At 72.3% G+C, this 13,612-nt stretch carries 10 protein-coding genes; all 10 read left to right on the plus strand.

Annotated elements, in window-relative coordinates; translation table 11 throughout:
* Nucleotides 1-49 precede the first annotated feature (49 nt).
* The 10 genes from ACIO5E_RS08575 (at nucleotide 50) to ACIO5E_RS08620 (ending at nucleotide 13,605) form a co-directional block, all read left to right on the plus strand.
* Nucleotides 50-1,855, plus strand: a complete 1,806-nt coding sequence (locus ACIO5E_RS08575) for a GAF domain-containing protein (protein WP_400665019.1) — start codon at nucleotides 50-52, stop codon at nucleotides 1,853-1,855.
* Between the two features lie 295 nt (nucleotides 1,856-2,150).
* The gene (locus tag ACIO5E_RS08580) at nucleotides 2,151-2,429 is read left to right on the plus strand and encodes a hypothetical protein (protein WP_400665022.1); all 279 of its coding nucleotides are present in this window, start codon (nucleotides 2,151-2,153) and stop codon (nucleotides 2,427-2,429) included.
* Complete coding sequence (locus tag ACIO5E_RS08585; protein ID WP_400665024.1) at nucleotides 2,419-2,823, plus strand: hypothetical protein; 405 nt, start codon at nucleotides 2,419-2,421, stop codon at nucleotides 2,821-2,823. Before ACIO5E_RS08580 ends, ACIO5E_RS08585 begins: the two co-directional genes overlap by 11 nt.
* A 322-nt stretch (nucleotides 2,824-3,145) precedes the next feature.
* The gene (locus tag ACIO5E_RS08590) at nucleotides 3,146-4,186 is read left to right on the plus strand and encodes a PstS family phosphate ABC transporter substrate-binding protein (RefSeq protein WP_400665026.1); all 1,041 of its coding nucleotides are present in this window, start codon (nucleotides 3,146-3,148) and stop codon (nucleotides 4,184-4,186) included.
* A 350-nt stretch (nucleotides 4,187-4,536) separates the two neighbouring features.
* On the plus strand, nucleotides 4,537-5,121 hold the full coding sequence (locus tag ACIO5E_RS08595) for a hypothetical protein (RefSeq protein ID WP_400665028.1): 585 nt from the start codon (nucleotides 4,537-4,539) through the stop codon (nucleotides 5,119-5,121).
* A 231-nt stretch (nucleotides 5,122-5,352) separates the two neighbouring features.
* Nucleotides 5,353-8,019: a hypothetical protein gene (locus tag ACIO5E_RS08600; RefSeq protein WP_400665030.1), complete on the plus strand. Its 2,667-nt coding sequence runs from the start codon at nucleotides 5,353-5,355 to the stop codon at nucleotides 8,017-8,019.
* A 394-nt stretch (nucleotides 8,020-8,413) separates the two neighbouring features.
* Nucleotides 8,414-9,445 carry a phosphate ABC transporter permease subunit PstC gene (gene pstC / locus ACIO5E_RS08605; protein WP_400665033.1) on the plus strand — a complete coding sequence of 344 codons (1,032 nt, stop codon included), beginning with the start codon at nucleotides 8,414-8,416 and terminating at the stop codon, nucleotides 9,443-9,445.
* A gap of 43 nt (nucleotides 9,446-9,488) precedes the next feature.
* Entirely contained in the window at nucleotides 9,489-10,784 is a 1,296-nt protein-coding gene (gene pstA, locus ACIO5E_RS08610) for a phosphate ABC transporter permease PstA (protein ID WP_400665036.1), read from the plus strand.
* A gap of 38 nt (nucleotides 10,785-10,822) precedes the next feature.
* The gene (locus tag ACIO5E_RS08615; RefSeq protein WP_400665039.1) at nucleotides 10,823-12,697 is read left to right on the plus strand and encodes a substrate-binding domain-containing protein; all 1,875 of its coding nucleotides are present in this window, start codon (nucleotides 10,823-10,825) and stop codon (nucleotides 12,695-12,697) included.
* Nucleotides 12,694-13,605 (plus strand): class E sortase, encoded by a 912-nt coding sequence (locus tag ACIO5E_RS08620; RefSeq protein WP_400665042.1) that lies wholly within the window; start codon nucleotides 12,694-12,696, stop codon nucleotides 13,603-13,605. The genes ACIO5E_RS08615 and ACIO5E_RS08620 overlap by 4 nt, the downstream gene beginning before the upstream one ends.
* The last annotated feature ends 7 nt before the right edge of the window (nucleotides 13,606-13,612 follow it).

The raw sequence follows: 13,612 nt of genomic DNA on the forward strand, positions 1-13,612 counted from the left end.
TGGTCGCGCCATCCTTCGGCTGAAAACCGTACAAACTAGGCTCTTCTTCATGGACCCCACGCCAGACCTCCCCTCCGCCCCCGAGCCGACACCCCACCGGGTGCCGGAGATCGCCTCGCTCGGGCTGGACACCCTGGTCACCGAGGTCGCGGAGCGCCTGCAGTCGGCCGCCGCGGTCACCGACCGGATGCAGCGGCTGCTGGAGGCGGTGGTCTCGATCGGCGCCGGGCTCGACCTGCACGCCACCCTGCACCGGATCGCCACCGGCGCCGCCGAACTGGTCGACGCCCGGTACGCGGCCCTCGGCGTGATCGCCCCCGGCGGCACCGGCCTGGCCGACTTCATCCACGTCGGCATCGACGACGAGACCGCCGCCGCGATCGGCGAGCTGCCCGCCGGGCGCGGCATCCTCGGCGCGCTCATCGACCGCCCCGAGCCGCTGCGGCTCGGCGACCTCGGCGCCGACCCGCGCTCCTCCGGATTCCCGCCGCACCACCCGGAGATGAAGACCTTCCTCGGCGAACCGATCCGGGTCCGCGACGAGGTCTTCGGCAACCTCTACCTCACCGAGAAGAAGGGCGGCGGCGCCTTCACCCCCGAGGACGAACAGGTGGTGCACGCGCTCGCCGCGGCGGCCGGCGTCGCGATCGAGAACTCCCGGCTGTACGAGGAGGGGCGGCGCCGGGAGCGCTGGATCGCCGGCGCCTCCGCCGTCACCACGGCACTGCTCTCCACCGACCAGGCCGAGACCGCGCTGACCGTCGCCGCCGAGCAGGTGCGGGAGCTGGCGGACGCCGCGCTCGGCATGATCCTGCTCCCGACCGAACCCTCGGAGGACGGCGGCGGGCAGATGCGGGTCGCCCACGCCTCCGGCGAGGCCGCCGAGTTCGTCCGGGGCGAACTGCTGCCCCAGGAGAGCTTCGCGGCCCGGCTGCTCTCGGGGGAGAGCGTCTACCTGGACGACATGTCCAGCGACCCGACCGTGATGATCCGCCTCGCCCGCGGCTTCGGCCCGTCCATGGCCGTCCCGATGGTCGCCGCCGGCCGGGTGCTCGGCGGGCTCTGCGTCTGGCGCCCGCGCGGCGCGCTGCCGTTCACCGACACCGAGAAGCAACTCGCCGAGACCTTCGCCTCACAGGCCGCGCTCGCCCTGCGGCTCGCCGAGGGCCAGCGCGACCAGCAGCGCCTGGCCGTCTTCCAGGACCGCGACCGGATCGCCCGCGACCTCCACGACCTGGTGATCCAGCGGCTGTTCGCCACCGGGATGATGCTGGAGAGCGCGGCCCGGCGGTCGGTGGTGCCCGAGGTGAAGGTCGGCATCGGCAAGGCGGTGGACGAACTGGACGCCACCATCCAGGAGGTCCGCACCACGATCTACGCCCTCCAGCACGACAACCACGGCGACGCGCCGGACACCCTGCGCACCCGGGTGCTGCGGGAGGCCAGTCAGGCCGCGGCGGCGCTCGGCTTCAAGCCGTCGGTGAGCTTCGTCGGCCCGGTGGAGAGCCTGGTCGGCGAGAACACCGGCCGTCAACTGCTCGCCGCACTACGGGAGATGCTCTCCAACACGGCCCGGCACGCGCGGGCCTCCCGGGTCGGCGTGGAGATCGACGCGACCGCCCACCTGGACGACGGCGGCCGGCCGGTCAGCGGCGACCCGGACTCGCTGGACCGGGGCGGGCGACCGGGCGTACTGCTGACGGTGACCGACGACGGCATCGGCATTCCGCCGGGCGGCCGGCGCAGCGGCCTGCTCAACCTGACCCGGCGGGCCGAGGCGCTCGGCGGCGACGCCTGGCACGAGGTCGGGCCGTACCGGAAGGGCACCATGGTCCGCTGGACGGCCCGGCTCTGAGCCCGGCCCCGATCGCCCTCTCGCAGCTGGCTGGTGAAAGTTAAACGAGGGAGAACTTCCCGACCAACAGCGCAAGTTGTGAACGTTCTGGGCTTTCGGCGGCTCAGTGTGCACACATAGCTTTGCTCCGGTCTCGGAGGGGTAACCGGACGGGGGAGCAGTGGACGCGTCTGGCCGCGGGAACACCGCAGCAGGGGTAAGGCGGGGCGGGTTCAGGACTGAGCGGGCCCCGGACGGGCGCTACCGCTGGCAGCTGAAGGCGCCGAACGGCCGAGTGGTGGCGATCACCCCGGCCATGTTCGAGACACCCGGCGAGGCCGAGCGCGGCTTCGACGGGTTACGCGTCGGGGCCGCCGAGCTCACCGCGCGGATCACCCACGTCCGCGACGGCATCGGCTGGATCTGGGTCATCCCGGGTTCGCGCAGCCTCCCTGAAGTGCGCTCCAGCCGCGCCTACGAGCGGTACGCGACCTGCCAGAACGCCTTCCGCCGCTTCGTCGTGCTGCTCGCCAAACAGCCCCCGCGGGAACTGCCCGAGAGGGCCGTGTCGTTGAGACGCACCGATGGCCGCTGAGCGGCGCGGCCCGCGGCTGCTGATCGTGCCCGCGGCCGACCGCTGCCTGGGCTGGGCCCTGCGCGCCGCCAACGGGCGGCCGCTCGGCGTCGGCGTGCGCACGTACCGGAGCGAGGACGAACTCGCCGAGGCGGTACGGGAACTGATCATCGAACGGGCCGCCCTGCGGTGTTCGACGGGGCAGTCCGAGGGCCGGCAGTGGGTCTGGTCCGCCTACCTGCCGGTGCGCAGCACCCGGCCGGGGGCGGCCGACGCCGTTCCGGTCGCGCGCAGCGCGCGCGGGTACCTGCGGCGCGACCAGTGCCAGGCGGGGATCGAGGGGTTTCTGGCCGGATTGCAGTGGGTGGGGCAGGAGTTGCGGCGCAACGGGCGGGACGTCCGCCGGCCGCTGTGAGGCGACCGGGGCGTTCGTGCTCTTCCGGTGAAGCGCAGGTTTCCGGCACCCCCCCGAGCCGCCTCCTGGAGAAGAACGTCGACCGGGTTCGGACACCGGGTTGTGCCCCTGTCACGTGCGCACTGACCAGTGCCTAAACCTCGTCGAACCGATGAGTCGACATTCCCGAGCCGGTCTCGACCACCCTTCCGGCGCGACCTGCCGGCCAGACAGGATCAGCACTGCCGGACCGGGCCGCAGCGGAGGCGGTCCCCCGGCCCCGGGCTCCCCATCAGGGCCCGGGTAACGCGATGCAGGTCTCTCCCACCGGAGGAACAAGAACATGCGTAAGACCGCTGCCAAGCTTCTCACCGCCGCCGCGCTGGCGACCTCCCTCGCCACCGTCGCCTCGGGCTCGGCCGTCGCCGACCCGGCCGCCGGTGTCACCCCGGCCGCCCAGGACATCGTGGGTGTCGGCTCGGACACCATCCAGGTTCTGCTGAACCAGTTCTCGGCCGACTACAACGCCTCCCTGGGTGCCGGTTCCACCGCGCCGCACCTGTACAGCTGGGACGCGACCGGCACCTCGCCGATCACCACCAAGACCGGTGCCACCTCGATCGCCCGCCCGAACGGCTCCGGCGCCGGCATCAAGGCCCTGGTCGCCAACACCAGCGCGACCGTGGACTTCGCCCGCTCCTCGCGCGGCCCGGCGGCGACCGACGCCCACGGCCTGGACTTCGTCGCGCTCGCCAAGGACGCCGTCACCTGGTCCGCCCCGAGCACCGGCAACGCCCCGGCGCAGCTGACCTCGGCGCAGCTGACCGCGATCTACAACTGCACCACCACCAACTGGACCCAGATCAACGCGAGCCTGCCGAACGCCACCATCAAGCCGTTCCTGCCGCAGGCCGACTCCGGCACGCGCTCCTTCTTCCTGGGCGCGATCGGCGTGACCACCCCCGGCGCCTGCGTCACCACCGGCCCGGAGGAGAACGAGGGCACCGACGCCAACCTGACCGACCCGAACGTCGTCTTCCCCTACTCCGTCGCCCACTACCTCGGCCAGACCGTCGGCGGCCACGGCACGGCGACCGACGCCCCCGGCAGCCTGACCCTGCGCAACATCGTGGTCAACGGCGCCACCCTGACCCCGATCACCAACAACGTGATCAACACCAAGTTCGCCAACTCCTCCTTCGGCCGCGTGGTCTACAACGTGGTCCGCGACACCGAGTGGACGGCGACCGACGCGCACGGCCAGGCGCTCCAGGCGATCTTCGGCTCCAACGGCTGGATCTGCACCGACCCGGTCGCCGCCGCCGACCTGGCGAGCTACGGCTTCCTGGCCACCCCGGCCTGCGGTGTCGCCACCCTCACCTGATTCACCCCGCACCATCCGGCGGCCACGGGCTTCGCGCCCGTGGCCGCCGGCCCACCGGCAGGGCGTCCCGAAGGGAACGGGCCGGCTGATGGATCAGCCGGCCCCCGACCACAACGCCCACCTGCTGCCGACCGCGGCCCGCGGTGTCGCCACCCGCACCTGAGACCACGGGGCACCCCGCGCCCCACCGTCGCCGCCGACCCGGCGGGACGCGGAATCTCGCGCTGCCCACCTGTGGCTCCGTACCGCACCCCTGAACCACGGATCCGGCTCCGGTCGGACCCGTCGGCCGGTCCTCGGACCGGTGCTCCACCCTCAGCGCGAAACCTTCCTCTCCCAAGGAGACCAGCATGTCCCGTACCACCGGTCGGTTCCTCGCCGGCGGCGTCGCGGTCGTCCTCGCCGTCACCGCCTTCAGCGGCGTGGCCGCGGCCGACGGCGCTCCCGCCCCCACCGGCAGCGCCGTGGTGACCGAGAACAACACCTTCCTCCAGGCCGCGGCGAACAACGGCGTGTTCATCGTCCCGCTGCCGAACGCCGGCGTTTCCTACAACACCACCGCGGGCCTGTCGACGAGCCTCCCGGTGACCGGCGGCAGCGTCAACCTGCGCGGCTACTACGGCAACGCGACGCTCGGTGGCAGCCTGCTGTTCGTCGACGTCTTCACCGGTAAGAGCGTGCTCTTCAAGCAGCTCGCGTTCAGCGCCGACGACTGGCGCCTCACCGGTGTGCCGGACGGCGCCACCGACCCGGTCCTGCTGTTCAAGCCGGCCGGCCTTCAGCGGACCGAGCAGAGCGGTACCACGCAGTCCCTGACCGCGTCCGCCCTCACCGTGGACGCCTCGGGCGCGCAGTTCCTCGACGGCAAGCTGAACACCGCCTTCTTCACGAACGGTCAGGCGGTCGGTTCCTTCACGCTGACCGTCAACGGCTGAGCATCGCCCACCGGTTGGTCCAGGCCCGTGCCGACAGGCACGGGCCTGTTTTCCCGTGGAGGCGTCAACTCTGCGACCGAGGTGCCGCGTTGTGGTCTCGTACACGCGCGCGACCGGACCCGGTCATCTGCGGCTGGCCGAATGGACGGGTACCGGAATCGTTGGCCGCTCGATGCCTGATCCCCTGCGCCGCGTCTCCCGGCGGCGCGCAATCGCACGGAGGTGCCCGCCATGAGAGTCCGACCGCCCGACCGGAGACCTTGGGGCAGGTGGCGCCGCCGACTGCCCGCTCTCGCGACGGTGTGGTCGTCGGTGGTCGCGATCGGCGTGCTGCCGATCGGCCTGGGGGCCCTGCCGCAGGCCGTGGCGGAGGGCTCCGCCGTCACGGTGCCGGGGCCCAAGGTGTGGCAGCCGAACGGCGGCGTGTACGGCCCCGAGGGGAGCGTGAGCGTCGCGCAGACCAAGAACCTGGTCAACCAGGTGGTCCACGTCAGTTGGAAGGGGTTCACCCCGACCTCGGACGCCAACGGCGATCCCTGGCTGAACGGGCCGGCACCGCGTAGCGAGCAGCCCTTCTACCAGGTGCGGGTGTACCAGTGCCGGGGCACCGACCCCAAGGTCACCGACTGCTACGACAGCACTCTGTACAACGCCGACGCGGCGGCGGGCTTCCAGCAGAAGACGCCCGCCCCGGGGACGACCTTCCCCGACTACCCGTCGAACATGGCCGTCTCGGTCACGGGCGCGGACGGTTCGGGCTTCGCGGACATCGAGCTCTACACGGCCGACCAGAGCCCCACCCTGGGCTGTGACGACAAGCACCCGTGTTCGCTGGTCGTCGAGCCCAACTACGGTGGCGACACCATCGCTTGGGCGGACAAGACCCGCAAGGGCGTCCTCGGCTGCGACAACCACAGCCTGGACCTGGACTTCGGCATGGCGTCCGACCTGAAGCTCAACGGCACCATCAACCGCTACACGAACATGAAGACGTCCGAGCAGTGCTCCTGGGAGCGCCGCGCGGTGGTGCCGTTGGAGTTCGCCCCCACGGCGGCGGCCTGTCCGGACCAGCACGCGGCCTTCCGGGTGGCCGGACTCGAACCGGCCAAGCGGGCGATGGCGCAGTGGCAGGCCGGGCTGTGCCAGGGCACCGAGCCGATGTCGCTCACGTACGGCTTCGCGAACGGCGACGCGCAGGCCCGCGCGGACTTCCTGTCGGGCAACGGCGACATGGCGCTGGCGTCCCGGCCGGACACCCAGGCGCCGCCACCGCGCCCGTACGTGTACGCGCCGATCGCGACCTCGGGAATCTCCGTGGTGTTCGTCGTGGACGACCCGAACACCGGTCGGCAGATCAGGAGCATGAAGCTCAACGCGCGGTTGCTGGCCAAGTTGCTCACGCAGTCCTACGCCTCGCCCGGCGCCGCGATCCCGTCGGTGAAGGGCAACCCGATCTGCATCTTCGACGACCCGGAGTTCCAGAAGCTGAACCCGCTGCCCTCGGACGGCACGGTCTCCTGGCCCACGGGCTGCCTCTCCAACAACACCACCCCGACGGTGTTCGGCGGGACGGCGGACATGACGTACCAGCTGACGTCGTGGATCGCCTCGGACCCCGACGCGGTGCGCTTCCTGGACGGCGAGTCCGACCCGTGGGGCATGCACGTGGACAGCTTCTACCTGCGCCCCGCCTTCTCCGGCTACCCGACCGACTCCCTCGTCCGGCAGGACTCCTCGGGGATCCCGGACGCGACGGAGGACGCCAAGCGCAACTGGAAGCAGTTCGAGTGGAACCCGATCTCGACCGGGCTGAACGACGTGGTGCGCAAGGTGCTGTGGAACCAGCCCAACTGCGTCAACGGGGACACGAAGTCGGACGGCTCGCACGACCTGTGCCCGCCGCTCAAGATCGGGAAGCGGACCCTGTTCGCGATCATGGACACCGGTGAGGCGAAGGCCTACTCGCTGCCCGAGGCCCAACTGCTCAACCCGGCCGGCGGGTTCGTCCCGCCGGACGGCCCGGGCTTCCAGGCGGCCGTCGCCGACATGACCGTCGACCAGGCCACCGGCGTACAGTCCCTGCCGTACGGCGCGTCCGACTCGGCCCTCTCGCGTGACCAGAAGGCCTACCCGCTGACCGCCGTGCAGTACGCGATGCTCCCGACCAAGGACGTCGCGGCCGGCAAGGTGGCCGCGATGACCACGTTCATGCGCGCGGTGACCACCACCGGCCAGGTCTACGGGTACGAGCCCGGCCACCTCGCCCCCGGCTTCCTCGCCCTGACCGCCGCCCAGCGGACCCAGACCGCGGACGCGATCGGCCACCTGGAGGCGCAGGACGCCAAGCTGCCCGGCAACCAGGCCGCGCCGCCGAACCCGCCCGCGACCGGCGGTGACGGTTCGACGTCGGCCTCCGGTACGGACGGTGGGCAGGGCGTCGCCTCGGTCGCCCAGGTCGGTGAGGGCGGGGCGTCCGGCGGGAGCGGGGCCGCGGCCTCCGGGGGGACCGGGGACCTGGCGTCCGGCGGGTCCGGCGGGTCCTCCACCGGTGGCCTGTCCGGCACCGGTGCGGGCGCCGCGACCGGCGGTGCGGGCACCGCGGCCGGCGGAGCGGGGGCGGCGGCGGGCGGCGCGGCGGCGGGTGCCGGTGCGGGTGCCAAGCCCGGTGCGGCGCCCAGCACGCCCGGCAAGTCGCTGTCCGCCGCGCCCGTCGCCGCCGGTACTCCGGCGTCCGACCGCTCCGGCGCCGCCCGGCTGCTGCTGCCCGTCGCGCTGATCGGCGGCCTGGTGCTGCTGGTCGGCGGTCCGGCGGCGCTCTTCCTGGGCGGGACGCCCGCCGGGGCGCGGGCGCTGGCGGAGGTGCGGAAGGGCTGGTCGCGGGTGCGCCGCCGTCCGTGACGGTCTGACGCGCCGACACAACGGAATCACCGAAGCACGACTCGGCGGGGCCGCCGTTTCGGCCCCGCCGAGTCGTTTTCGCATGGGTGGAGTCGCTTCGCATGGGTGAACTCGCTTGGAGTCAACGCGCGTTGCGTCTGGAACGGAATTGGCCAATGGTCCGACCGCGCGTGATCGAAGTCAAATGCCGCCCACACCAAAGGACTTGGGTGGGAAACGCCAGCACGGACACGTCATTCGCCGGTCCGGTCCGGCCCTTTGGAGTTCCCAACTCCGCTACGGAGTTGCCGCGTTGGGCCCTCGTACACACGCACGACCCGATCCGGCCACCTGTGGCTGGCCGAATGGGTACGCACCGGATCCGTCCCCCGCACCCGAGCACGGAGAGCAGACCATGACATCCGCCGCCGAGCCCGCGGCACCGTACGCCGGGGTGCCAGGCCAACCCGACCACGGGCCCGACCGGGACGTCCCGCGCGCCATCACCGCCCCCGCGACCCCGGGCGACCGGTTGTTCCGCGGGGTGCTGCGGGTTGCCGGGCTCTCGGTCTTCGCGATCATGGGGATGATCGCGTTCTTCCTGGTCCTGCGGGGCACGGACGCGCTGCGCGCGGTCGGCTGGTCCTTCCTGACCGAGCAGAAGTGGCAGACCGCCGCGCACAACTTCGGCATCGCGGCCGTCCTGCCGAACGGCCTGCTGATCGCCGTCATCGCCCTGGTGATCGCCGTCCCGGTCGCCCTCTTCACCGCGATCTTCATCTCCGAGTACGCGCCGGTCCGGTTGCGGGCGGCGCTGATCTCGCTGATCGACCTGATGGCGGCGATCCCCAGCATCATCTACGGCCTGTGGGGGCTGTTCTTCCTCCAGCCGCGCATCATCGGCTTCGTCCGCTGGCTGACCAACCACCTCGGCGACACGATCCCCTTCCTCAAGGTGCGCACCGGCGACATCGGCACCTCCTACACCTCCTCCACCTTCATCGCGGGCGTGGTCGTCGCGCTGATGATCATCCCGATCGTGACCTCGCTCAGCCGGGAGGTGTTCTCCCAGGCCCCGCAGGGCGAGCGGGAGGGCGCGTACGCGCTGGGCTCGACCCGTTGGGGGATGGTGCGCGCGGTGGTCCTGCCGTTCGGCAAGGGCGGCGTGATCGGCGCGATCATGCTGGGCTTCGGCCGGGCGATGGGGGAGACGATCGCGGTCGCGCTGATCATCTCGCCGAGCTTCAAGACCATCACGCACATCCTGGAGAACGGCGCCAACTCGATCTCGGCGCTCATCGCGCTGCGCTTCGGCGAGTCGGACGCGCTCTCGCTCTCCGCGCTGATGGCAGCCGGCCTGGTGCTGTTCGCGCTGACCCTGCTGGTCAACGTGGCGGCCGGCTTCGTGATCAACCGGTCCCGCTCCGGGGCCTCCACCGCGGACTGAGGCGGCGTACCGACATGACCCACCGCGTCGAAGGGACGACCCGATGACCACGCTCGACCTGCCACCGGTCGCCGCGTCCGAGCCCGGAGGTCCGACGCCCCCCGGCTCCGCCGAGATGCCCGCCGAGGCCGCGCCACCGCGCCCCCAGACCAAGGTGCGGCTCGGCGGTGTGACCCGCGAGGACGTGTTCACCGTGGCCGGCTCACTGGTCGGCTCGCTGGCGCTGAACTGGCTGCTGTACGAGCGGGTGCTGCCGTTCAGCGGCGCGTTCGGCTTCCTGGTCTGCTGGTACCTCCTGTTCCTGGCGGGCTACTTCGTGCTCGGCCGGCTCCAGTGGGGCAAGCTGATGGTGCGCGACCGGCTGGTGTCGGTGGCCTCCTGGAGCTCCGGGCTGCTGGTGGTCGCGCTGATCGTCGACCAGATCGGCTACGTGGCCAGCCGCGGCTACGAGGCGGCCCGGCACGTCAACTTCTTCACCGAGTCGATGGAGCAGACCGCCGCGCTCTCCCCGATCACCTCCGGCGGCGCGCTCAACGCGATCGTCGGCTCGCTCGAACAGCTGGGCCTGGCAACGCTGTTCGCGGTGCCACTGGGCATCGCGGCGGCGATCTTCATGTCCGAGGTCGGCGGCCGGCTGGCGCGCCCGGTGCGGACGCTGGTCGAGGCGATGACCGCGCTGCCCTCCATCGTGGCCGGCCTGTTCATCCTCGGCGTCTTCATCATCACCTTCGGCTTCGAGAAGAGCGGCTTCGCGGCCGCGCTGGCGCTGACCGTGATGATGATGCCGATCGTCACCAGGGCCGCCGAGGTGGTCATCCGGCTGGTGCCCGGCACCCTGCGGGAGGCCTCGTACGCGCTCGGCGGCAGCCAGTGGCGCACGGTGTGGAACGTGGTGCTTCCCACCGCCCGGCCCGGTCTGGTGACGGCGGTGGTGCTCGGCATGGCGCGCGGCGTCGGAGAGACCTCGCCGGTCCTGCTGACCTCGGGCTTCACCTCGCAGTTCAACGCCGACCCGTTCCACGAGCACCAGGTGTCGCTGCCGCTGTACATCTGGAACTACGTCAAGCAGCCCTACCCCGAGATGGTCGCCCGCGCCTTCGCGGCCGGACTGACCCTGATGGTCCTGGTGCTGATCCTCTTCGTCACCGCGCGCGTGCTCGGCGGCCGCAAGCCGGGCGAGCTGACCGGGCGTCAGAAGCGCCGGATCGACCGGGAGGCGCGGCGCGCCGAGGCCGCCGCACGAGCCGCCCGGCCGTCCGGCGCCGTCCGTCCGGCGATGGCGCGGACCGCGTCCGCCCAGGCGTCGGCCACCGCCGTCCCACTCCCCGGGAACAGCTGATGACCCACCCAACCACCCTCCGTCCCAGAGGAGTCCCCATGTCGTGGGAGGCTGCCGGCCGCCCCGTGGCCCGCGCGCTCGCCCTGCTGATGTCCCTGTTCCTGCTCGCGGCCGCGCCGATGCTGGGGCCGGGCTCCCGGGCCTTCGCGGCGAGCGTCGCGCTGAGCGCGGACGGCTCCAGCTGGGCCGGTCCGGCCATCGACCAGTGGCGCCAGGACGTCGGGCCGCAGGGCATCCAGATCAGCTTCAATCCGGTCGGCTCGGCGGCCGGCCGCAACTCCTGGACCCTCGGGCAGAACGACTTCACCGCCTCCGACGTGCCGTTCCGCACCACGCCCGACGCCGGCGTGAACGACGCGGGCCGCCGCAACGGCCAGGGCAGCGCGGAGCAGCCGACCTACGGCTTCTCGTACGTACCGATCACCGCCGGCGGCACCACCTTCATGTACAACCTGGTGGTCGGCGGCAAGCAGGTCCGCGACCTGCGGCTCTCGCCGCAGACCGTCGTCGACATCTTCACCAACAAGATCACCAACTGGAACGACCCGAAGATCACCGCCGACTACGGCAAGACGCTGCCCAACCTGCCGATCACCCCGGTGGTCCGCTCGGACGGCTCCGGCGCCACCGCGCAGTTCACCCGCTGGATGGAGCACACCCACAAGGACCAGTGGGACGCGTACTGCTCCTCCGTCAACGGAGTCTCCTGCGGTGACTACACCGAATTCTTCCCGCCGTCCGGCCGGATGGTCGCCCAGAACGGCTCGGACGTCGTCGCCGGCTACATCAAGGCCTCCTCCGGCCTCGGCACCATCGGCTACGACGAGTACGCCTTCGCCAAGCGCAGCAACTGGCCGGTCGTGAAGGTGCTCAACCAGGCCGGCTACTACTCGCTGCCGACCGCCTCCAACGTCGCCGTGGCGCTCACCGCGGCCAAGATCCGCGGCGTGGACGACAACACCCCGGCGAGCGACCCGAACTACCTGCAACAGAACCTCGACTCCGTCTACACCATGGACGACCCGCGCTCCTACCCGATCTCCAGCTACAGCTACGTGATCGTGCCGCGCTCCGGGGCCGCGCTGCCCCCGCCGCCCCGCTTCAACAACGACAAGGGCAGTGCCCTCAGCCGCTTCCTCGCCTACGTGCTGTGCGAGGGCCAGGGCGAGGCGGACGGCCTCGGCTACTCGCCGATCCCGCGCGGCCTGGTCAAGGGCGGCCTGCTGCAGACCAGGAGCATCCCCGGCAACGCCAGCCCGGTCGACCCGGACACCCTGTCCAACTGCGCCAACCCGACCTTCAACTCCGCCGGTGAGCTGACCGTCCTCAAGAACGCGCCGATGCCGAGCCCGTGCGACAAGCAGGGCGCTCCGCTGGACTGCACCGTGCAGGACGGCCAGGCGGTCAAGACCGGTTCGGGCGCCGGCGGTTCCAGCAGCGGCGGCAGTGGCGGCGGCGCGGCCGGCGGTACCGGTGGCACCGGCGGTACGGGTGGCACGGGCGGCGGCGGCAGCGGCGGTACGGGCCGGACCGGCAGCGGTACGAGCGGTGGTGCGGCCGGCGGTACGGGCGGTGCGGGCGGCTCCGGCTCCGGCACCGGCACCGGCGGTGCCGGGGACGCCGCCGCGGCGGCCGGTGGTGCGGCCGCCGCGGACCCGAACGCGGCCGACGCCGCGGCGGGCGACCCGGGTGCCGAGGACGTGGTCGACCCGCAGACCGGCCAGGTGGTCGCCCGCGGCCGTGGCAGCGGTTCCACCGAGGTCGCGGCGAACGTGGTCGAGGTGTCGGGCAAGCCCGAGGACTGGACGCTGAGCACGCTCACCGCCCTCGAACTGCTCGCCGTGGTACTCGTTCCGCCGCTGCTCGGCCGTCGGCTGCTGCGCCGGCGCAAGTCCTCGGACGGCGCCTCGTGACCGCCCCGGTGCTGGAGAAGCCGGCCGCCCCCGTGCGGCCGGCCGAGCCCCCGGCCCCCCGGGTCGGGACCCCCGCGGCCGGGCCCGCCGTCACCCCCGCGCGGCGCCGCTTCCTCCAGGGCGCCTGGGCGGTCAGCCTGCTGGCCGCGCTCGTGCTGGGCTTCGTCGGCTACCTGTTCACGCTCTCGCACGTCCAGGAGCGGCACTTCCAGTCCGCCGCGTACAAGACCTTCCGGGACCAGCTCGCCCGGGCCGTCGCCCCGACCGGTGCCGCCGCCGACGGCGACCCGGTGGCCCTGATCGACATCCCGGCGATCGGTCTGCACCAGGCCGTCGTGGTCGAGGGCACCACCGGCCGGGACCTCATGCGCGGGCCCGGCCACCGCCGGGACACCGCACTGCCCGGCCAGGGCGGCGTCGCGGTGGTGTTCGGCCGCGGCGCCACCTTCGGCGCGCCGTTCGCCGAGCTGCCCAAGCTCCGGGTCGGCGACAAGATCGAGGCCACCACCGGGCAGGGCAGGTTCACCTACACCGTCAACGTGTACGGCGACGGCGACCACCCGATCACCGACCCGGCCCGCGACCGCCTCGTCCTGGTCACCGGGGACTCCGACTGGATCCCCGGCTCGACCGTGATGGTCGGCGCCCGGCTGGAGGGCGACCCCGAGCAGAACCCCGGCGGCCGGCCCCGGACCGTCCCGTACGACAAGGCGCTGGCCGCCGACAAGGGCGCTCTGGCCACGTTGCAGCTGTGGTCGCTCGGCCTGCTGGGCGCGGTGCTCGGCGCGCTCCTGCTGGCCCGGTACTGGCGGACGTCGGCGGCCTACCTGAGCCTCGCGCCGGTGATCGGCGCGCTGCTCTGGGCGGTCTACGAGAACGCCGCCGCCCTGCTGCCCAACCTCTACTGAAGCGCGC

The sequence above is a fragment of the Kitasatospora sp. NPDC087314 genome (assembly GCF_044744365.1).
Classification (GTDB): Bacteria; Actinomycetota; Actinomycetes; order Streptomycetales; family Streptomycetaceae; genus Kitasatospora.

Bases quoted from the DNA above. Each gene is read 5' to 3' on its own strand.
- ACIO5E_RS08600 (WP_400665030.1), top strand. From the start codon at position 5,353: ATGAGAGTCCGACCGCCCGACCGGAGACCTTGGGGCAGGTGGCGCCGC.
- pstC (WP_400665033.1), top strand. From the start codon at position 8,414: ATGACATCCGCCGCCGAGCCCGCGGCACCGTACGCCGGGGTGCCAGGC.
- ACIO5E_RS08595 (WP_400665028.1), top strand. From the start codon at position 4,537: ATGTCCCGTACCACCGGTCGGTTCCTCGCCGGCGGCGTCGCGGTCGTC.
- pstA (WP_400665036.1), top strand. From the start codon at position 9,489: ATGACCACGCTCGACCTGCCACCGGTCGCCGCGTCCGAGCCCGGAGGT.
- ACIO5E_RS08580 (WP_400665022.1), top strand. From the start codon at position 2,151: ATGTTCGAGACACCCGGCGAGGCCGAGCGCGGCTTCGACGGGTTACGC.
- ACIO5E_RS08585 (WP_400665024.1), top strand. From the start codon at position 2,419: ATGGCCGCTGAGCGGCGCGGCCCGCGGCTGCTGATCGTGCCCGCGGCC.
- ACIO5E_RS08590 (WP_400665026.1), top strand. From the start codon at position 3,146: ATGCGTAAGACCGCTGCCAAGCTTCTCACCGCCGCCGCGCTGGCGACC.
- ACIO5E_RS08615 (WP_400665039.1), top strand. From the start codon at position 10,823: ATGTCGTGGGAGGCTGCCGGCCGCCCCGTGGCCCGCGCGCTCGCCCTG.
- ACIO5E_RS08575 (WP_400665019.1), top strand. From the start codon at position 50: ATGGACCCCACGCCAGACCTCCCCTCCGCCCCCGAGCCGACACCCCAC.